The sequence below is a fragment of the Prevotella sp. E13-27 genome, from assembly GCF_023217965.1.
GTDB lineage: Bacteria > Bacteroidota > Bacteroidia > Bacteroidales > Bacteroidaceae > Prevotella.
Map to the genome: position 1 here is coordinate 502,566 of NZ_JALPSC010000001.1, position 19,073 is coordinate 521,638.

Annotated in this window: 18 protein-coding genes and 5 tRNA genes; 8 read left to right on the forward strand and 15 right to left on the reverse strand. The window is 48.0% G+C overall.

Annotated features, from left to right (window positions below):
• Nucleotides 1-70 precede the first annotated feature (70 nt).
• The 15 genes from rplL to rpsU all read right to left on the reverse strand — a co-directional run bounded on the left by rplL (nucleotide 71) and on the right by rpsU (nucleotide 6,618).
• Complete coding sequence (gene rplL, locus M1L52_RS02135) at nucleotides 71-451, reverse strand: 50S ribosomal protein L7/L12 (protein WP_248613169.1); 381 nt, start codon at nucleotides 449-451, stop codon at nucleotides 71-73.
• Nucleotides 452-503: 52 nt separating this feature from the next.
• Nucleotides 504-1,025 carry a 50S ribosomal protein L10 gene (rplJ, locus tag M1L52_RS02140; RefSeq protein ID WP_248613170.1) on the reverse strand — a complete coding sequence of 174 codons (522 nt, stop codon included), beginning with the start codon at nucleotides 1,023-1,025 and terminating at the stop codon, nucleotides 504-506.
• A gap of 20 nt (nucleotides 1,026-1,045) precedes the next feature.
• Complete coding sequence (rplA, locus tag M1L52_RS02145; protein WP_248613171.1) at nucleotides 1,046-1,738, reverse strand: 50S ribosomal protein L1; 693 nt, start codon at nucleotides 1,736-1,738, stop codon at nucleotides 1,046-1,048.
• Nucleotides 1,739-1,762: 24 nt separating this feature from the next.
• On the reverse strand, nucleotides 1,763-2,203 hold the full coding sequence (rplK, locus tag M1L52_RS02150; RefSeq protein ID WP_248613172.1) for a 50S ribosomal protein L11: 441 nt from the start codon (nucleotides 2,201-2,203) through the stop codon (nucleotides 1,763-1,765).
• Nucleotides 2,204-2,301: 98 nt separating this feature from the next.
• On the reverse strand, nucleotides 2,302-2,847 hold the full coding sequence (gene nusG, locus M1L52_RS02155; protein WP_248613173.1) for a transcription termination/antitermination protein NusG: 546 nt from the start codon (nucleotides 2,845-2,847) through the stop codon (nucleotides 2,302-2,304).
• 28 nt (nucleotides 2,848-2,875) lie between these two features.
• A complete protein-coding gene (gene secE / locus M1L52_RS02160; RefSeq protein WP_248613174.1) occupies nucleotides 2,876-3,070 on the reverse strand; it encodes a preprotein translocase subunit SecE in 195 nt (64 codons plus the stop codon).
• A gap of 17 nt (nucleotides 3,071-3,087) precedes the next feature.
• Nucleotides 3,088-3,160, reverse strand: a tRNA-Trp gene (locus M1L52_RS02165).
• 110 nt (nucleotides 3,161-3,270) lie between these two features.
• On the reverse strand, nucleotides 3,271-4,455 hold the full coding sequence (tuf, locus tag M1L52_RS02170; protein WP_248613175.1) for an elongation factor Tu: 1,185 nt from the start codon (nucleotides 4,453-4,455) through the stop codon (nucleotides 3,271-3,273).
• A gap of 65 nt (nucleotides 4,456-4,520) precedes the next feature.
• Nucleotides 4,521-4,592, reverse strand: a tRNA-Thr gene (locus M1L52_RS02175).
• Between the two features lie 9 nt (nucleotides 4,593-4,601).
• Nucleotides 4,602-4,674: transfer RNA gene (locus M1L52_RS02180), tRNA-Gly, on the reverse strand.
• A 120-nt stretch (nucleotides 4,675-4,794) separates the two neighbouring features.
• Nucleotides 4,795-4,877: transfer RNA gene (locus tag M1L52_RS02185), tRNA-Tyr, on the reverse strand.
• Nucleotides 4,878-4,953: 76 nt separating this feature from the next.
• A tRNA-Thr gene (locus tag M1L52_RS02190) sits at nucleotides 4,954-5,027 on the reverse strand.
• A gap of 101 nt (nucleotides 5,028-5,128) precedes the next feature.
• Nucleotides 5,129-5,431 carry a ribosome hibernation-promoting factor, HPF/YfiA family gene (gene hpf, locus M1L52_RS02195; RefSeq protein WP_248613176.1) on the reverse strand — a complete coding sequence of 101 codons (303 nt, stop codon included), beginning with the start codon at nucleotides 5,429-5,431 and terminating at the stop codon, nucleotides 5,129-5,131.
• Between the two features lie 35 nt (nucleotides 5,432-5,466).
• Nucleotides 5,467-6,351, reverse strand: a complete 885-nt coding sequence (locus M1L52_RS02200) for a tyrosine-type recombinase/integrase (protein WP_248613177.1) — start codon at nucleotides 6,349-6,351, stop codon at nucleotides 5,467-5,469.
• A 75-nt stretch (nucleotides 6,352-6,426) separates the two neighbouring features.
• Nucleotides 6,427-6,618 (reverse strand): 30S ribosomal protein S21, encoded by a 192-nt coding sequence (gene rpsU / locus M1L52_RS02205; protein ID WP_248613178.1) that lies wholly within the window; start codon nucleotides 6,616-6,618, stop codon nucleotides 6,427-6,429.
• 640 nt (nucleotides 6,619-7,258) lie between these two features.
• Here rpsU and M1L52_RS02210 point away from each other — a divergent pair.
• The 8 genes from M1L52_RS02210 (at nucleotide 7,259) to gldM (ending at nucleotide 19,067) form a co-directional block, all read left to right on the forward strand.
• Nucleotides 7,259-8,347, forward strand: a complete 1,089-nt coding sequence (locus M1L52_RS02210; RefSeq protein WP_248613179.1) for a metallophosphoesterase — start codon at nucleotides 7,259-7,261, stop codon at nucleotides 8,345-8,347.
• 77 nt (nucleotides 8,348-8,424) lie between these two features.
• A complete protein-coding gene (locus M1L52_RS02215) occupies nucleotides 8,425-10,743 on the forward strand; it encodes a hypothetical protein (protein ID WP_248613180.1) in 2,319 nt (772 codons plus the stop codon).
• 181 nt (nucleotides 10,744-10,924) lie between these two features.
• Nucleotides 10,925-13,171 (forward strand): formate C-acetyltransferase, encoded by a 2,247-nt coding sequence (pflB, locus tag M1L52_RS02220; RefSeq protein WP_248613181.1) that lies wholly within the window; start codon nucleotides 10,925-10,927, stop codon nucleotides 13,169-13,171.
• Between the two features lie 59 nt (nucleotides 13,172-13,230).
• On the forward strand, nucleotides 13,231-14,058 hold the full coding sequence (locus M1L52_RS02225; protein WP_248613182.1) for a radical SAM protein: 828 nt from the start codon (nucleotides 13,231-13,233) through the stop codon (nucleotides 14,056-14,058).
• Between the two features lie 43 nt (nucleotides 14,059-14,101).
• Nucleotides 14,102-15,037 (forward strand): PorP/SprF family type IX secretion system membrane protein, encoded by a 936-nt coding sequence (locus M1L52_RS02230; RefSeq protein WP_248613183.1) that lies wholly within the window; start codon nucleotides 14,102-14,104, stop codon nucleotides 15,035-15,037.
• Nucleotides 15,038-15,102: 65 nt separating this feature from the next.
• Nucleotides 15,103-16,560: an SUMF1/EgtB/PvdO family nonheme iron enzyme gene (locus tag M1L52_RS02235; protein WP_248613184.1), complete on the forward strand. Its 1,458-nt coding sequence runs from the start codon at nucleotides 15,103-15,105 to the stop codon at nucleotides 16,558-16,560.
• Between the two features lie 39 nt (nucleotides 16,561-16,599).
• Complete coding sequence (gene gldL / locus M1L52_RS02240) at nucleotides 16,600-17,427, forward strand: gliding motility protein GldL (RefSeq protein WP_248613185.1); 828 nt, start codon at nucleotides 16,600-16,602, stop codon at nucleotides 17,425-17,427.
• A gap of 74 nt (nucleotides 17,428-17,501) precedes the next feature.
• On the forward strand, nucleotides 17,502-19,067 hold the full coding sequence (gene gldM / locus M1L52_RS02245; RefSeq protein ID WP_248613186.1) for a gliding motility protein GldM: 1,566 nt from the start codon (nucleotides 17,502-17,504) through the stop codon (nucleotides 19,065-19,067).
• The last annotated feature ends 6 nt before the right edge of the window (nucleotides 19,068-19,073 follow it).

The following is a 19,073-nucleotide window of genomic DNA, read 5'->3' on the forward strand; positions in this document are numbered from 1 at the left end:
TAATTGACAAGAAAAGGTTAGGAACCCTCTACTGGAGAGCTCCTAACCAAAAATTATTGTTGTGCTTAAATTACTTCAGCTCAACTACTGCACCCTCAGCCTCGATAGTCTTCTTCAGGTTCTCAGCCTCGTCCTTAGACATGCCTTCCTTAACAGTTGCAGGAGCGCCGTCTACGAGATCCTTAGCTTCCTTCAGGCCAAGACCACAAGCTTCCTTGATAGCCTTAACAACCTTCAGCTTGTTTGCGCCTGCATCCTTCAGAACTACGTCGAAAGATGTCTTCTCCTCAGCAGCGGCAGCTGCGCCACCTGCTGCAGGACCAGCAGCTACTGCAACGGCTGCAGCAGCAGGCTCAATTCCATACTCGTCCTTCAGGACTGTTGCCAACTCGTTAACTTCTTTCACAGTAAGGTTTACCAACTCTTCTGCGATAGCTTTAATATCTGCCATTGTATTTAAAATTTTTAATTGTTTTTAATGTTAAATTGTTATCTTTCACTGATTACTTGTTACGCTCAGCGATAGCGTCGAGGAGACCATGAATCTTGCCACCGGCGTTCAAGCCAGAAACAACATTCTTGATTGGTGACTGCAGCAGAGCCACAACATCGGCGATAAGTTCGTTCTTGCTCTTGATAGCAACAAGTTCTTCGAGCTTGTCAGCGCCAACGAAGATGCTCTCTTCAGCGTAAGCACCCTTCAATGCAGGAATCTCTTCCTTAGCTGTTTTATATTCCTTGAGCAGCTTAGCAGGAGCGTTTGCCGTCTGGCAGAACATTACTGCTGTGTTACCCTTAAGGCAGCCATAGAGAGGCTCGAAATCGATATCAGAAGCTTCGAAAGCTTTGTGAAGGAGGGCGTTCTTTACAACGACCATCTTGATATCGTTCTTGAAGCACTTGCGACGCAGGTCGCTTGTCTTCTGTGCATCAAGTCCAGTAAGACTTACGAGGTAGAAATGAGAATACTCCTTGAGTTTCTCTCCAAGCTCTACGATGATAGTATCTTTTACTTCCTTTTTCATTTGTCTAATCTTTTAACGAGTTATTCAACTGATTTAGGATCTATCTTGATACCCTTACTCATAGTGCTTGACAAGAAGATACTCTTAATGTAAGTACCCTTAGCTGCAGCGGGCTTCAGTTTGATAATGGTCTGGATGAACTCCTTAGCATTCTCAAAGATCTGGTCAGCAGTGAAGGTAACCTTACCGATTGACGTGTGAACGATACCCGTCTTGTCAACCTTGAAGTCAATCTTACCCTGCTTCACTTCCTTAACAGCCTTTGCAACATCCATCGTAACAGTACCGCTCTTTGGGTTTGGCATCAAGCCACGAGGACCGAGTACACGACCCAAGGGACCAAGCTTACCCATGCAAGAGGGCATCGTAATGATAACATCAACATCGGTCCAACCACCTTTGATTTTCTCAATGTATTCATCGAGACCAACATAGTCGGCACCGGCTTCCTTGGCAGCAGCCTCCTGATCGGGAGTACAGAGAGCGAGCACACGTGTTACCTTACCAGTACCATTGGGCAGCGAAACAACGCCGCGCACCATCTGGTTAGCCTTACGTGGATCTACGCCCAGACGTACATCTACATCAACTGAAGCAGCAAACTTTGTAGTCGTAATCTCTTTCACAAGAGCGGCTGCTTCTTTCAATGTGTAGGCTTTCCCTGCTTCAACCTTATCAGCTACCAACTTTTGATTTTTTGTCAGTTTACTCATTGTCTTTTAAAATTGAAGTTATTGTTATTTACCAGGGAACTCCCCTTGTACAGTGATACCCATGCTACGTGCCGTACCAGCAATCTGTTTCATAGCAGACTCGATAGTGAAGCAGTTCAGGTCAGCGAGCTTATCTTCAGCGATAGCACGAATCTGATCCCATGTTACGCTTGCAACCTTCTTACGATTAGGCTCAGCGGAACCACCCTTCACCTTTGCAGCCTCAATAAGCTGAACTGCTGCGGGAGGAGTCTTGATTACGAAATCAAACGACTTGTCGGCATAGTAAGTGATAACAACAGGAAGAATCTTACCTGCCTTATCCTGGGTTCTGGCGTTGAACTCTTTGCAGAATCCCATGATGTTAATACCCTTTGAACCCAGAGCAGGTCCTACGGGAGGCGAGGGATTCGCAGCGCCACCTTTAATCTGTAATTTGATTAATCCAGCAACTTCTTTAGCCATTTCTGTTTGTAAAAATTAAAAATTTGTTGTCATATAAGCCAAGGCGTGGAAGCCACCTGTGACCGTATATAAGAACGACGTCGTAACAGAATTACGTCTTATTCTTTCTCTACTTGATTGAATCCTAGTTCCAGCGGTGTCTTACGACCGAAGATCTTAACCATTACTTTCAGCTTGTGCTTCTCAGCATTAACCTCTTCAATAACACCACTGAATCCGCTGAATGGGCCGTCTGTAACCTTCACAGCCTCGTCAACAACATAAGGAACGCTTACTTCCTCTGTTCTCATGGCAGTCTCCTCGACTGTTCCGAGTATTCTATTGATGTCGGCCTGACGAACAGGGCTTGGATTGTCCATACCTCCGAGGAAGCCAAGGACATTTGGTATATAGCGAAGTGTATGAGTGATCTCGCCGTCGAGCTGCGCCTCAACAAGCACGTAACCAGGAAGGAAAAGCTTCTCCTTCACGACACGCTTGCCATTACGCAACTGAGCATACTTCTCTGTAGGCAACAAAACCTGGCCGACATGATCAGCCAGAACTTTGTCATTCTTCATCAAAGCCTCAAGATACTCCTTCACCTTAGCCTCTTTACCGCTAACGGCTTTCAGAACATACCATTTCATTCCAGTCTCTGCCATCTTTCTCTATTATTTTAGTGCAAGGAGCTTATGCGCCAAGACTATAGATGAACATCATAAACTTCTGGAAGACAGTGTCCAGTCCGAAAACCACCAGCGCAATAATAAGAGATGCCAAGAGCACAACTGAAGCACTCTGTGTCAACTCTTTTCTCGTAGGCCATGTAACCTCGTGTGCCAATTCATTGTAGCACAACTTACAATAATTAACAAACTTGTTCATTCTTCTTTTCTGTTTAGCACGGGAAGGAGGACTCGAACCCACGACCCTCGGTTTTGGAGACCGATGCTCTACCAACTGAGCTATTCCCGTAAAGAAGCCCCCGCCCGAAAGAACGGGAGCTTTTTAATATTTTCGACTTTCTAGTTTGAGCTAGTTCAACTAGTTTTGCTAGTCTCACTAGTTTTCCTAGTTTCCTAGTCTTAGTCTTCGTATACCTCTGTGATCTGACCAGAACCAACGGTACGACCACCTTCGCGGATAGCGAAACGGAGACCCTTGTTCAGTGCAACAGCGTAGATCAGCTCAACAGTGATCTCTACGTTATCACCAGGCATTACCATCTCAACGCCCTCTGGGAGGTGAATCTCACCTGTGCAGTCCATTGTGCGGAGGTAGAACTGTGGACGATACTTGTTTCCGAATGGAGTGTGACGACCACCCTCTTCCTTCTTCAGAACGTAGATTGAAGCCTTGAACTTCTTGAATGGCTTGATCTGTCCTGGGTGGCAGAGTACCATACCACGCTTGATCTCGTTCTTATCGATACCGCGGAGCAGCAGACCTACGTTGTCACCAGCCTGACCCTCATCGAGGAGCTTGCGGAACATCTCAACACCAGTTACAACTGAGTTCTTATCCTCACCAAGACCGAGCAGCTCAACAGCGTCACCAACGTGGATAACACCAGTCTCGATACGACCTGTAGCAACAGTACCACGGCCAGTGATTGAGAATACGTCCTCAACAGGCATCAAGAAAGGCTTGTCGGTAGCACGTGGAGGCTCCTGAATCCATGTATCGCAGGTATCCATCAGCTCCATAACCTTTTTCTCCCACTTCTCTACGCCGTTCAGAGCGCCGAGTGCAGAACCACGGATGATTGGGGTATCCTCTTCGAACTCGTACTGCTCGAGGATCTCACGAACCTCCATCTCAACGAGCTCAAGCATTTCCTCATCATCAACCATATCACACTTGTTCAGGAAAACAACCAGACGAGGAACGTTTACCTGACGAGCGAGCAGAACGTGCTCACGAGTCTGAGGCATAGGACCATCAGTAGCAGCAACAACGAGGATAGCACCATCCATCTGAGCAGCACCAGTTACCATGTTCTTCACATAGTCAGCGTGGCCCGGGCAGTCAACGTGAGCGTAGTGACGCTTAGCGGTCTCATACTCAACGTGAGCGGTATTAATGGTGATACCGCGCTCCTTCTCCTCGGGAGCGTTGTCGATCTGATCGAACGACTTAACTTCAGAAAGACCCTGCTTAGCCAGAACGGTGGTGATAGCAGCAGTCAGAGTTGTCTTACCGTGGTCAACGTGACCGATAGTACCAATGTTTACGTGCGGTTTGGTGCGCACAAAGGTTTCTTTTGCCATTGTTGTTTGAGTTTATTAAATTTACGATTATACAATGTTTTTGCTCCTCCTAACTATTCTCAAAGAGCTGTAACTGAGAGTTGAACTCAGGACCTCTTCCTTACCAAGGAAGTGCTCTACCACTGAGCTATTACAGCATTGCATAGAGCGGAAAACGGGGCTCAAACCCGCGACCCCCAGCTTGGAAGGCTAGTGCTCTATCAACTGAGCTATTTCCGCAAGACGGCATTTTGGTATCGCCTAGACTAAAAAGCGAGCTTTTTACACTCGTCTTCCTTAGTGCCTTTTTCCTTGGCTCAAGCGGCACAAAATCCGCAAAAACAACTTTTCTCTTGAGAGTGGGAGGTGATGGATTCGAACCACCGAAGTCGAAAGACAACAGATTTACAGTCTGCCCCATTTGGCCGCTCTGGAAACCTCCCAAAATGTTATTCCAACTTTCGTCGCATGCCTTGAGTCTCGCTTATTCAGCTTTCCGACATCAAGTTCCAAATTTTGAGCCTCTTGTCGGATTCGAACCAACGACCCCGAGATTACAAATCACGTGCTCTGGCCAACTGAGCTAAAGAGGCTTTTCGAAGCAGCCGCTCTCGTTTCAGATTTACGACCTGTTGGAAAACGGCTGCAAAGTTACGACTTATTTTCTAATTACCAAAACTTTTCCAAGTTTTTTTTAGTAATTTCTCGATTTTTCCTTAATTTTCTGTAGTTGAACCTTCAACGCATCGACACAGTGGTCTATTCCTTCCTCAAAAGTGTCGTTTACCTTCTCTACAAAAACAGGAGACATTCCTGGTATCGTTACCGTAACGCTCGTTGCTTTGTTCAAGGCTGTTGCAGGTTTTACAACCTTCAATTGCACCTCTACTTTCTGAATATCTTCGTACGACTTTTCTAACTTGGCAATTTTCTTTTCGATAAATGCCTCTAACTTCTCGGTAGCGTCGAGATTGATCGACTTAATCTTAATTTCCATAGTTGCTTTCTTTTTAAAAGTTAAACTATAAAGGTTCATTCATCACCTCTTGGGTGAGCATCTTTGTAAACTCGTTTCAACTGCTCGAACGTTGTGTGCGTATAGATCTCTGTGGTCTGCAGACTCTCGTGTCCCAAGAGCTGCCTCACTCCTTCAAGACCCGCACCGTTGTTCAGCAGTGCCGTTGCGAACGTATGTCTCAGTACGTGGGGTGAGCGTTTCTTCATCGACGTCACCATCGACAGATGCTTCTTTACGATTTCGTACACCTTTGCGGCAGTTATTCTCTCGCCGTGCTTTCCTACAAAGAACGCACTCGACCGTCTCACTGCCTCGCGGTCACGCACCTCAACATAACGTTTCAACTCTGATGCCAGTTCCTCACCGAAGGGAACGATTCGCTGTTTGTTACGCTTACCAGTCACTTTCAACTGGCGCGCCTCCAGATCCACGTCCTTATCATCAAGTCCCACCAACTCTGCTCTACGAATTCCGGCTTCATAGAATAATAATATAATTGTACGCGCACGTACATCTATATAATTATCTTCCCAGTTCTGCTCGTCAAGCAGCTTTTCCATATCGCGTTCCTTCAGGAACTGCGGTAGCGGCTTTTGCTTCTTCGGACCTGTCACCTGCCAGGCAGGATCGTGGTCAACAAGCTTTCGAGCCAGTGCAAACTTGTAGAATGTTCTGATGGCGGCAAGGTCAGCATTCACCGATGTGGCCTTCATACCTTTGTCCACCATCGTCTCCATCCATCCTCTGATGAGATCGGCATCAACAGTAGCCCATGTCAGATTGTCGTCCAGTCCTTCAAAGTACTTCTCAAAGTTGCGAAGACTTTTCTCGTAGCGTTCCACCGTCAGCATGCTTCTGTTACGTTCGAAGCGCAGATAGTTCAGGAACTGGTCAATCATCTAAACGGACTTTTCTGTTTTCGGCAACGAATTTACGGAAATATTATGAAACTACCAAATTTTCCTCCGAAAATTTTACTCTTCGACGGTACGGAGCTTCTGTACGTAAACAGCGTGTTCCATCTTCAGGCGCTTCAGTACAGAGGGCTTGTCGAACTGCTGACGGCGACGGAGTTCCTTCACAACGCCAGTCTTTTCAAACTTTCTCTTAAACTTCTTGAGAGCCTTCTCGATGTTCTCACCTTCTTTTACAGGTACAATAATCATGTTTTTTGATTTTAATTAATTAAGTTAGACATTAAAATTGCACGCATGCGCAAGCGCACGCGAAAAAGTGGCTGCAAAATTACAACTTATTTATGAAACCACCAAGTTTTTCGCCTCTTTTTGTGCATTTTCGGGTCATTTTTACTCCATTTCAGCTCAAAAAGCGAAGAAATCACGCTTTTCTCAACCTAAAGCAGCATTCTTACCAAACACGAGGAGCGTTCTTACCAAACGCAACGAGTATTCTTACCAAACGCTGTCAGCATTCTTACAATACTGCAATCCAGTTTCTACTAAGCTATTTTACAAAGTCGACGAGTTTGGTCATCAAGGCAGTCAGAGCCACACCATAAACAAGTTTCCACTATGCTACAGTTTAGACTAAACAACGACACGTCTCCATAAGAGAATTCAAACATCACTTTCTAACCCTAGAACTGAGCTCATTAATGAGGGTAGTACTCTATGCTTATCTTACATTTTTTGTCAGACCGCCTACCTGTGTCATTGCAAGTTATCGGGTATGCATCTGCTAGAAAGCATGGGATGGGTGTTTCTTTTTTATGATGTTTTAGCTTGAGACATTTGGCAGTAAGCCAGAATATGCTTACCTTTGCAAGCTACGAATCTGTTTCACCTTATGGCTATAATCATATTTATGTTTCTGCCCGTGCTGGGCATCGCTTATGTCAGCTGGCACATCTGGTGTCTGCTGCCATTGCCTACATCGTTCCGTGTGTTCGCTATATGCTGCGTCATCGTTTCGTTCGGACTTCTCTTCCTGAACTTCAATCGCGTAACAGACCGCATGCCGATGTGGCTTGCCCGATGGAACTACGACATTGGGACATCGTCGCTGTTCATACTGCTTTATCTCGTCATCATATTCCTAGTTCTTGACTTAGGCAGGCTGATACACGTCATTCCTCGTCAGGCACTATACAATAACGTATATACGAGCATCATCATTACGATTGCGATGTTCGTCACATTCCTATGGGGCAACATACGCTATCAGAACAAGCAGCGGGTAGAGCTGACGCTGAAGACAGAGAAACACCTGGAGAAACCATTGAAACTACTGATGGTCAGCGACTTGCACATAGGATACCACAACCCACGAAAGGAGCTGAAGCGCTGGGTTGATATGTTCAACGCCGAGCATCCTGACATAGTCCTTATAGCAGGCGACATAATAGACATGAGCATGCGTCCGCTTGAGGAAGAGAACATGGCCGAAGAGCTGCGACGTATAGAGGCACCCGTCTATGCATGTCTGGGCAACCACGAGTTCTACAGCAACAAGCCGGAAGCGAAGAAGTTTATAGAAGAGTCTGGCATTCACTTACTTATAGACTCTACAGTAACAGTAGGCGACATCACCATCATTGGGCGCGACGATCGCACGAATATGCGTCGTCGTCCACTCGACGAGCTCACCAGCAATGCCGACATGAACCACTACTCCATCCTACTCGACCATCAGCCCTACCACCTCGAGAAAGCGGAACGCGCAGGCATAGACTTCCAGTTCAGCGGACACACTCATTACGGACAGGTTTGGCCCATATCATGGATCACCAACTACGTATATGAATGTGCCTATGGCGAACATCAGCGTGGCAACACCCACTATTACGTCAGCTCAGGTCTCGGCATCTGGGGAGGCAAGTTCCGCATAGGCACCCAGTCGGAATACGTCGTCGCCACTCTGACCTCAAAAGAGTGAAAAACAAAACGTTTCTTGGATTATTAAATATCTTTTCTTACCTTTGCAGCCAGATACTAACTAAAATAGATAATATTATGAAGAAAATCTACCTGAAACATTTTATTGCCACAGCACTATTATTGCTGACTGGCATGAATGCTACTGCACAACCGGTAATTAATTCTGCATACAAATATGCACGTGGAGCAACGATGGCATTCGTAAGAATGACATTCTCAAGCAATGGCGCATCTGTTAAGGAGCGTGGCGTGTGCTGTAGCGAGAACCCCATGCCTACTGTTAACGACATCAAGGCAAACCAAGAAACACAGCTCAGCAAGAAAGGTCCTATCTACTGGCTTAAAGAGCTGAAACCTGGCACGAAGTACTTCATGCGCGGCTACGTCATCACACAAGACGGACAGACGTACTATGGAGAACCAATGAAGTTCTACACCATTCCAAAAGGACAGATTAATCTAACGGTAAGAGAGGGCGGCAACCAAGCCACTTACAATCGCATCAAGACAGCTTCAGAGACAGCAAAGTACTGGTGGGACAACCTCACAGAAATGAAAGGATTTTCTCCCAGTGTAGGTTTCGTAGATGGCACTCCTACAGCCGACTGTTCTTACGGTGGATGGGTTCGCGTGGGTTCCAACGAGAGCTACCAGCGATGCGGCACCATTCTTCACGAATGGCTGCACGGCGTAGGCGTAATCCCCTGGGCTAACACAGAGTGGGCACGCTTCAACCTACGTTCTGGTACATCTAACGCAGCTGGCTACCCAACAGGTAGTGGTCAGTGGCTGGGCGAACGTGTGACTGAGGTGCTCACCTTCCTGGAGAATACGGAGACCCACCTCAACGGCGACTATCAGCACATGTGGCCCTACGGCATCAACGGTGCCAGCGAGGACGATGGCAGCGACTTCCTCTACATTGGCAACTCACTCGTATGTCAGGCACTTGGCGAGGATGGTCTGCAGCACACATCATCATGCTTTGCACAGCCCTACTACTCTCTCAACCAAGAAGATGACACCAAGTTCTATATCAAGAACGAATCTACCGACCGTGGACGCTACACATCGTTCCTCATGCCAAAGGCTGACGGTGGACTGCGCCTCGTGGAGATGACCACAGAGCAGGCACTCGCCAACGACAGCGCAGCATGGACAACCACCTTCACCCCCAACAACCAGTTCTACCAGATTCGCAACGTAGCCACAGGTCGTTATATCACATTCACGAGCAACAACTTCACCACTGTGGAACGCACTAAGGTGACTGCCAACGAGAACCTGCAGCTAATGAAGGGACGAGTGGATGCCGACGGACAGCGCGGATACTGGCTCATACAGCCAGCTGCAAACTGGGAGCCGAAGTGTATTAACGCATACGCCAATGGCAACATTGCCGCCCAGACCTTCAACATTGCCAACAGCGCAGAGAGCCAGCGTTGGATCATCATGACAGAAGCAGAGATGAAAGCCTTCGACGTACAGGCCGTTAAGTCTGCTAAAGTAGTCTTTGCAGCTCTGTCAATAAAGGCAAACGCCATTCTCAACACTCCTCACGTAGAGATTGTAGCAGGAGCTAACGCCAATTTAACAGCAGCCATCAATACTACCAACGAAAGCATTCAAGCTGCAGAAACAGTTACAGATGTCTTTGCTACAAGAGACGTACTTCGCAATGCAATAATGACATTTCTCACACAGGTTTCAGTAAGCGACCAGAGCAAGCCGTTCGACCTGACATTCCTGATGGCCAACCCTGCTATCGACACAAACACTGAAGGCTGGTCAGAGAGCGCTACTGTAAACTACAGCTGTGCCGAGTTCTATCAGACGACCTTCGACTTCAGCCAGACAGTTGAAGACCTCCCAATAGGCACATACAAGGTGCTCATGCAGGGATTCCAGCGTCCAGGCTCGTCGGCCGACTCGTATAGCGACTACATAGCTGGCACGAACAATGTCAACGCCGTGCTCTATGCTGGTAGCAAGGAGGCAAAGATTGCACACATTGCCAGTGGTGCGCAGTTTAGCAAGGTTGGCGGAACAGAAGCCGAAGTAAGCGGAAAGTACATCCCCAACAACATGGAGGCTGCCAGCAAGTACTTCAAGAAGAAACTCTATGACAACGAGGTGTCTATCACCACAACGGAAAGAGGCGACATGAAGATTGGCCTGAAGTCGGAAAGCATGCCAAGCAACTACTGGGTCATTTTCGACAACTTCCGTCTCCATGCCTTCGGACAGATTGCCACCTCCGTTGAAGGAATAACCATCAACGATAGCAACAACGAAAAGCGAATCTATACGCTAGACGGACGACGTGTTTCAACAAAGTCAAGCCTCAAGCCTGGATTATACATCATGAATGGCAAGAAGAAAATTGTAAAATAGACAAGCACATATTACACTACAAATAGAAAGAATAATGGCCAAAACACATGATTTTGGTCATTATTTTTTAAGTGTTGCAAATATACTTATGAATAAGTATTGCATATATAATAAATAATATGTACCTTTGCAGCCGAAAAACAGATATATAGGTATTTTTTATTTTTTCTATAATATTTTTATGCGTAAAGAATGGCGTGGGTTCAAAGGAACCAAATGGACCGAAGAGGTCAATCTTAGAGAGTTTATTCAGAACAACTACACTGCTTATGATGGCGACGAGTCATTCCTCGCCGGTCCTACAGAAGCAACCAACATTCTGTGGGGACGCCTGCAGGAGTTGCAGAAGGAAGAGCGTGCCAAGGGTGGCGTGCTCGACATGGAGACAGAGATTGTCTCAAGTATGACAGCCTATGGTCCTGGTTATATCGATGAGAGCAAGAAAGACCTGGAGAAGGTCGTTGGTCTTCAGACCGACAAGCCTCTGAAGCGTGCCTTTATGCCTTATGGCGGCATCAAGATGGCAGAGCAGGCTTGCACAACATACGGCTACAAGCCATCAGAGAAACTTCACGAGATTTTCACTAAGTACTGCAAGACTCACAACGACGGTGTGTTCGATGCTTATACCGACGAGATGAAGCGTGTGCGTCACAACCACATCCTCACCGGTCTGCCCGACACTTATGGTCGCGGACGTATCGTAGGTGACTATCGTCGTGTAGCTCTTTATGGTATCGACTTCCTTATCGAGCAGAAAGAGATTGACAAGTACAACTGCGGTAAGCGCCAGATGAGCGAAGACATCATCCGTCTGCGCGAGGAGATCTCAATGCAGATCAAGGCCCTGAAGGAGATGAAAGAGATGGCCAAGATCTATGGCTACGACATCTCTCAGCCTGCAAACAACGCTCGCGAGGCTGTTCAGTGGCTCTACTTCGGCTACCTGGCTGCCATCAAGACACAGAACGGAGCTGCAATGTCAGTAGGCCGCGTATCTACATTCCTCGACATCTATATCACTCGTGATATGCAGGAGGGCACACTCACCGAGAGCGAGGCTCAGGAGCTCATCGACCACTTGGTAATGAAGTTCCGCATGGTGAAGTTCGCTCGTATTCCTTCTTACAACGAAATCTTCAGCGGTGACCCAGTATGGGCAACACTTGAGGTAGCCGGACTCGGTCAGGATGGCCGTCACATGGTTACAAAGAACTGTTTCCGTTTCCTCCACACTCTGGAGAACATGGGTCCTTCACCCGAACCAAACCTCACCGTGCTCTACTCTCCACGTCTGCCAGAGAACTTCAAGCACTACGCTTCAATGATTTCTGTCAAGACAAGCTCTATACAGTACGAGAACGACGACGTTATGCGTCCAATATGGGGTGACGACTACAGCATCTGCTGCTGCGTATCTGCTACACAGACAGGTAAGGAGATGCAGTTCTTCGGTGCACGCGCTAACATGGCAAAGACTCTGCTCTACGCCATCAACGGCGGTGTTGATGCCAAGACACGTGAGCAGTGCGGTCCTAAGTTCCGTCCTATCACAAGCGAGTATCTCACATGGGAGGAGCTGGAACCACGTTTCCGCGACATGCTTGAATGGTTGGCAGACATCTATGTGAACACTCTGAACCTCATTCACTACATGCACGACAAGTACTTCTATGAGGCAGCAGAGATGGCTCTCATCGATACCGACGTGCGCCGCACCTTCGCTACAGGTATTGCAGGATTCTCTCACGTTGTTGACTCAATCTGCGCTGTTAAGTATGCAAAGGTTAAGATCATCCGCGATGAGACTGGCTTCAATGTTGACTACAAGATCGAGGGCGACTTCCCACGCTACGGAAACGACGACGACCGTGCCGACGAGGTAGCAGTATGGGTACTGAAGACCTTCCTCGCAAAGATCAAGCGTCATCACACATATCGCAACTCTGAGCCAACGACCTCTATCCTCACCATCACCTCTAACGTGGTATATGGTAAGTACACTGGCAACCTGCCTGATGGTCGTCGTGCCGGAACTCCACTGTCACCAGGTGCAAACCCAAGCTACGGTGCAGAGAAGAACGGTCTGCTGGCTTCACTCAACTCTGTTGCAAAGATTCCTTACGAGTATGCTCTCGACGGCATCTCTAACACTCAGACCATTGCACCATCTGCACTGGGTCACAACGATGAGGAGCGTGCACAGACACTCGTACGCGTAATGGACGGCTACTTCACACGCGGTGCTCACCACCTGAACGTTAACGTGTTCGGTGTTGACAAGCTGCGCGACGCAATGGAGCATCCTGAGAAGCCTGAGTATGCTAACTTCACCATCCGTGTATCTGGCTACGCAGTGAAGTTCATCGACCTCACTCGCGAGCAGCAGGAGGACGTTATTGCACGTCAGGCTCACGAGAGTCTCTAAGGCTAGGCATTCCTAGGTTATCCTAGGCAACCCTAGGTTTTCCTAAATAATAATATAGTATGACTAGTAGAGGCTATATCCATTCTACCGAATCCTTCGGCTCCGTTGACGGGCCGGGGATTCGGTTTTTGATTTTCCTGCAGGGCTGCCACATGCGCTGCCGCTTCTGCCACAACCCAGACACCTGGAAAGTAGTTTCAGCAGGAAGCAGTTCTATAGAAAGCGGTTCTGTAGGAAGTAGTTCGGCAGGAAACGGTTCTGTAGGGAGTAGTTCGGCAGGAAACGGTTCTGTAGGATGTGGCACTGCCACATCAGTAGAAGACCTCCTCAACAAGGCAGAGCGTTATCGCAGCTATTGGGGAGCAGATGGCGGCATCACTGTCTCTGGTGGTGAAGCTCTTCTGCAGATAGACTTCCTCATCGACCTATTTGAAGAAGCCCATCGCCGTGGCATCAATACCTGTCTCGACACATCAGCTCAGCCATTCACCCGCGAAGAGCCATTCTTCTCGAAGTTCGAACGACTGATGCAGAGCACCGACCTGATACTTCTCGACATCAAGCATATTGACAGCCAGCGTCACCAATGGCTCACAGGACATAAAAACGAAAACATACTCGACTGCGCCCGCTATCTCTCCGATACAGGCAAGCCCGTATGGATTCGTCACGTGCTGGTGCCAGGCGTTACCGACGACGAAGAGCAGCTGAAACAGTTGCGTCAGTTCATTGATACGCTCAATAACGTAAAGAAGGTAGAGGTGCTACCCTATCATACTCTCGGCACTTTCAAATGGCAACAGCTGGGCATCGACTACACGCTAAAAGACACCCCTGTGCCGACAAAGGAACAAACTGAAAAAGCAGAAGCTATACTTATAAAATAATAGTTAGCACAATAAAAACAGCGCTAAATACGTTAGAATAAACGTGTTAAGGCGATTTTTAGTCATATTAACCTTAGTATTGACCTTGTCAGAGGCAAATGCTCAATACGATCCATCGTTCAGTCACTACTGGGCGATGGAAACTTCATATAACCCTGCTGCCGTTGGCAAACAGAACAAGCTGAATGTAGCAGTGGCATACAATATGACCCTCACGGGGTTTGAACACAACCCAAATACAATGTATGCTTCGGCAGACCTGCCCTTCTATTTCATTGGAGCATACCACGGCATAGGTGCAAAGTTCATGAGCGACAAGATAGGTCTGTTCTCGCACAACAGTTTTGCACTTCAATATGCAATTAAAATGAAAATCTTTGGCGGTACGCTAAACATTGGCGTACAGCCCACTCTCATAGGTGAGAACTTCGACGGTACAAAGCTGGAACTTGAAGAGGCTGGCGACGAAGCTTTCTCAACATCTCAGATAACAGGTTCAGCCTTCGACCTCGGAGCTGGAATATACTACATGCACCGCAACTGGTATGCAGGATTCTCGCTTATGCACGCCTTTGCACCCACCGTAGAACTCGGCGAAACAAACGAATTAGAGATAGCAAGAACATATTATTTCACTGCTGGAGGCAATATTCGGCTCAGAAATCCGTTTCTTTCAGTACAGCCCTCAGTGTTAGGACGCTCCGACGGCGTTGGCTATCGTGCCGACATAACAGGCCGTCTCACCTATCAGCACGAGGGTCGGATGATGTACTTCGGACTGGGCTATAGCCCCACGAACTCGGTAACGGTATATGTAGGAGGCTACTTCCACGGAATGAAGATTGGCTACAGCTACGAAGCCTACACTAATGGGGTAAGCCTTGGCAACGGAAGCCACGAACTGCTTGTAGGCTATCAGACGGACATCAACCTTTTCAAGAAAGGACGGAACCGTCACCAGTCAGTAAGACTACTGTAAAGCCACATACGAGTAGTAAGCAGTAAACGAAAGAAGAACAATTGAATATTGAAGATTAAACATATATGAAGAAAACAGTTATTTTAGCGCTCTGCCTGACAACGATTATCATGTTGTCATCATGCTTTGGTGGAAAGACCACCACTGCTACTGGCGGCGAGCTAACAGGATCAGGTGGTCGTTCTTTCTCTGAGCCAGCTCCTTACGGAATGGTTCTCATTAAGCGCGGACATCTTCGCATGGGATTAGAGAGCACAGACTCACTATGGGGCAAGCAGACTCCTGTACGCGACATTTCTGTAGATGGTTTCTGGATGGACGACACAGAGATAACAAACTCTGAATACCGACAGTTCGTCAACTACGTGCGTGACTCCATCATCCGCGAGCGCCTGGCAGATCCAAACTATGGCGGCGACGAGAGCTATAAGATTGAGGAAGACAAGAACGGTGATCCCGTCAAGCCTCATCTCAATTGGAAGAAGGCTCTTCCACGCAAGCCAAACGAGGACGAACAGCGCGCACTGGAGAGCGTCTATGTCACCAATCCTGTCACAGGCGAGAAGCTCCTCGATGCAAGTCAGATGAACTATCGCTATGAAATCTACGACTATACGGCTGCTGCTCTTCGCCGCAACCGTCTCAACCCATCGGAGCGCAATCTGAACACAGACATTCAGGCAAATCCCGAGGAACAGGTATGGATATCAAAGGACACAGCATATATTGATGACGAGGGCAAGATCGTGCGCCAGACCATCAACCGACAGCTGACAGGTCCTTGGGACTTCCTTAACACATACATTGTTAATATATACCCCGACACCACATGCTGGGTCAACGACTTCCCCAATGCAGACAACGAGGTATATATGCGCAACTATTTCTCTAACCCTGCATACAACGACTATCCTTGTGTCGGCGTTACATGGGAGCAGGCAAATGCCTTCTGCGCATGGCGCACCGAATTTCTCCTCAAGGGTCTAGGCCCGGCAGCACGCTATGTGCAGCGCTATCGTCTCCCGACAGAGGCTGAGTGGGAGTATGCCGCACGCGGCAAAGAGCAGAACGAGTTCCCATGGGAGAATGAGGATGTTGCAAGCGGAAAAGGATGCTTCTTTGCAAACTTCAAGCCAGACAATGGTAACTATACCAAGGACGGCAACCTCATAACAAGCAAGGTCGGCATATACTCTGCAAACACCAACGGTCTCTTCGACATGGCAGGCAACGTGGCTGAGTGGACATCGACAATTTATACAGAGGCTGGCATTGAAGCGATGAATGACATCAACCCTCAGCTCAGCTATAATGCAGCCCTTGAGGATCCCTATCGTCTGAAGAAGAAGTCTGTTCGCGGCGGATCATGGAAGGACCCTGAGAGCTACATTCGTTCTGCATGGCGCAGCAGCGAATATCAGAACCAGCCCCGCTCATATATAGGCTTCCGCTGCGTGCGCTCATTGGCAAACACCAGCAGCGAGAAGGCAAAACCTGTGAAAGCATCGGCAAAGAGAAGATAATAACGAAATATCGAGAAAACGAAACAATAAATTATCACAATGACACAGTATAGCAAATTCAATATTATCTATCGTCTGCAGAAGTGGCTTGACAGCGTACCTGGACAGACGTTCATGAACTACGCATACAGCTGGGGTGCATCTATCGTTATTCTCGGTGCACTTTTCAAACTGACCCACCTTCCGGGAGCAAACTTCATGTTGTTCCTCGGCATGGGCACTGAGGTTCTGGTATTCTTCATTGCTGGTTTCGACCGTCCATTTGACAAGACAGAAGACGGCAAAGACCTGCCTACGCATGTTGTTGACACCGACGAGGCTGAGCCAACTATTGCTGGCGGAAATGTGACAGGAGGAAACGTGGCTGGCGGAACAATCGTCATCGGTGGCGGTGGAAGCAATGTTTCTGGAGAACAGCCTACCGAAGGCGGTACTATCAGCTTTGGTGATGGCAGTGCTGTGACAGGTGGAGGAGTCATTGGTGGTGGAGTCATTGGCGGTGGCGTTATTGGTGGCGTTACAGCAACTCCAGAAGTGCCTGAGATTGACGGTGAGGCCATGGAAGAGGCAACGACCAACTATGTTGAAGAACTTAAGAAGCTCACCGAGACCCTCCAGAAAGTATCCGCACAGAGCGAGCGTCTTACTCGCGACTCAGAGGAGATGGAGAATCTCAACCGTACTCTCACCGGCATCTGCAAGGTATATGAGATGCAACTCAAGGGAGCCAGTCAGCAGATCGGCACCATCGACGAGATTAATGATCAGACCCGAAAGATGGCAGAACAGATTGCTGAACTCAACAAGATCTATGCACGCATGATTGAGGCAATGACGACAAACATGCCCAAGGCACCTATCGTATAAAACATAATGTCCATAAAACCCATAAAGCCCAAAAGGCCCATTAACCCTACAAAGCCCATAAAACCCAACAGAACATGGCAATAAAGAAAAGACCAGTATCTCCCCGCCAGAAGATGATCAACCTCATGTATGTAGTGTTGATGGCTATGCTGGCGCTGAACGTCTCAAACGAGGTGCTCAACGGCTTTGACATAGTAGAGAAAAGCCTCAGCCGCACCACAGAGAACTCAGCAAAGGAGAATCTTGCCATTTATGAAGACTTTGATCAGCAGATGAAAGCCAATCCGCAGAAGGTAAAAGAGTGGTATGACAAAGCTCAGATGGTTCGCCACATGAGTGACTCACTCTACGATTTCGCTTCTGAACTGAAGTTAGCTATCGCCCGTGAAGCTGACGGCAAGAACGGTGACCCGGCAAATATTCAAAGCAAGGAAGACCTCGAGGCTGCAAACCAGGTTATGCTTGCACCTGGGCGTGGTCGTGGTGAAGAGCTTCGCAAAGCCATCGACTCATTCCGCGAGCGCATGGTGAAGATGGTACCTGACACAGCTCAGCAGAAGCTCATTGCCAGCAACCTCACGACAGAAGTGCCCAAGAGTGCCACTACACTGGCAAAGACATGGCAGGAATACATGTTCGAGGCCATGCCTGCCGCAGCTGCAGTAACGCTTCTCTCAAAGCTGCAAAACGATGTGCGCTATGCAGAGGGAGAGGTGCTCCACACGCTTGTTCAGAATATAGACGTAAAGGACATACGTGTGAATGCTCTTGAAGCATTTGTCATTCCGAACTCCCAGACCATCGTCCGTGGCGACAAGTTCTCCGCTCACATCGTGATGGCAGCCGTCGATACCACACAGATTCCTGATGTATATATAGGCAACCAGAAGATGGAGCTAAAGGACAACCTATATGAGACTATCTGTGGACGCACGGGCGACTTCACGCTTGCCGGACATATCGAGACAGTGAATGGCAATGGTGACAAGATACGTCGCGACTTCTCTCAGAAATACACCGTTGTGGATCCAAGTGCTACGGTTAGTGCCGACCTCATGAACATGCTCTATGCCGGATACTCAAATCCGTTGAGCATTTCTGTCCCAGGTGTACCTCTTAACAAGATCTCAGCCACAATGACAAACGGTACGCTGACACCTGTAGGTCCTGGCAAGTTCATTGCCCGTCCGTCAAAGATTGGACAAGATGCTACCATCACAGTTGTATCGACCAATACTGGCAGACCACAGCAGATGGGACAGTTCACCTTCCGTGTGCGTAAGTTGCCTGATCCTACGCCATATATTGACATGAAAGACGAAAAAGGCAATCCTGTACGCTTCAAAGGCGGTGGCATGGCAAAAGCCAACCTCATGTCTATTGGTGGCATTGGTGCAGCCATTGACGACGGCATTCTCGACATTGGTTTCCGTGTTCTCTCGTTTGAGACAGTGTTCTATGACAACATGGGTAACGCCGTGCCTATGGTAGGTGAAGGTGACAAGTTCTCTGCACGTCAGAAAGACACTTTCCGCAAGCTGACACGTAACCGCCGTTTCTACATCTCGCGTGTGAAGGCCATCGGTCCTGACGGAATAGAACGCACGCTGCCTACTTCAATGGAAATTATCGTGAAATAAATAATC

What these genes read in the sequence shown, in the direction of transcription:
- rplL (WP_248613169.1), bottom strand. Translation starts at nt 451, where the DNA reads ATGGCAGATATTAAAGCTATCGCAGAAGAGTTGGTAAACCTTACTGTG.
- rplJ (WP_248613170.1), bottom strand. Translation starts at nt 1,025, where the DNA reads ATGAAAAAGGAAGTAAAAGATACTATCATCGTAGAGCTTGGAGAGAAA.
- rplA (WP_248613171.1), bottom strand. Translation starts at nt 1,738, where the DNA reads ATGAGTAAACTGACAAAAAATCAAAAGTTGGTAGCTGATAAGGTTGAA.
- rplK (WP_248613172.1), bottom strand. Translation starts at nt 2,203, where the DNA reads ATGGCTAAAGAAGTTGCTGGATTAATCAAATTACAGATTAAAGGTGGC.
- nusG (WP_248613173.1), bottom strand. Translation starts at nt 2,847, where the DNA reads ATGGCAGAGACTGGAATGAAATGGTATGTTCTGAAAGCCGTTAGCGGT.
- secE (WP_248613174.1), bottom strand. Translation starts at nt 3,070, where the DNA reads ATGAACAAGTTTGTTAATTATTGTAAGTTGTGCTACAATGAATTGGCA.
- tuf (WP_248613175.1), bottom strand. Translation starts at nt 4,455, where the DNA reads ATGGCAAAAGAAACCTTTGTGCGCACCAAACCGCACGTAAACATTGGT.
- hpf (WP_248613176.1), bottom strand. Translation starts at nt 5,431, where the DNA reads ATGGAAATTAAGATTAAGTCGATCAATCTCGACGCTACCGAGAAGTTA.
- M1L52_RS02200 (WP_248613177.1), bottom strand. Translation starts at nt 6,351, where the DNA reads ATGATTGACCAGTTCCTGAACTATCTGCGCTTCGAACGTAACAGAAGC.
- rpsU (WP_248613178.1), bottom strand. Translation starts at nt 6,618, where the DNA reads ATGATTATTGTACCTGTAAAAGAAGGTGAGAACATCGAGAAGGCTCTC.
- M1L52_RS02210 (WP_248613179.1), top strand. Translation starts at nt 7,259, where the DNA reads ATGGCTATAATCATATTTATGTTTCTGCCCGTGCTGGGCATCGCTTAT.
- M1L52_RS02215 (WP_248613180.1), top strand. Translation starts at nt 8,425, where the DNA reads ATGAAGAAAATCTACCTGAAACATTTTATTGCCACAGCACTATTATTG.
- pflB (WP_248613181.1), top strand. Translation starts at nt 10,925, where the DNA reads ATGCGTAAAGAATGGCGTGGGTTCAAAGGAACCAAATGGACCGAAGAG.
- M1L52_RS02225 (WP_248613182.1), top strand. Translation starts at nt 13,231, where the DNA reads ATGACTAGTAGAGGCTATATCCATTCTACCGAATCCTTCGGCTCCGTT.
- M1L52_RS02235 (WP_248613184.1), top strand. Translation starts at nt 15,103, where the DNA reads ATGAAGAAAACAGTTATTTTAGCGCTCTGCCTGACAACGATTATCATG.
- gldL (WP_248613185.1), top strand. Translation starts at nt 16,600, where the DNA reads ATGACACAGTATAGCAAATTCAATATTATCTATCGTCTGCAGAAGTGG.
- gldM (WP_248613186.1), top strand. Translation starts at nt 17,502, where the DNA reads ATGGCAATAAAGAAAAGACCAGTATCTCCCCGCCAGAAGATGATCAAC.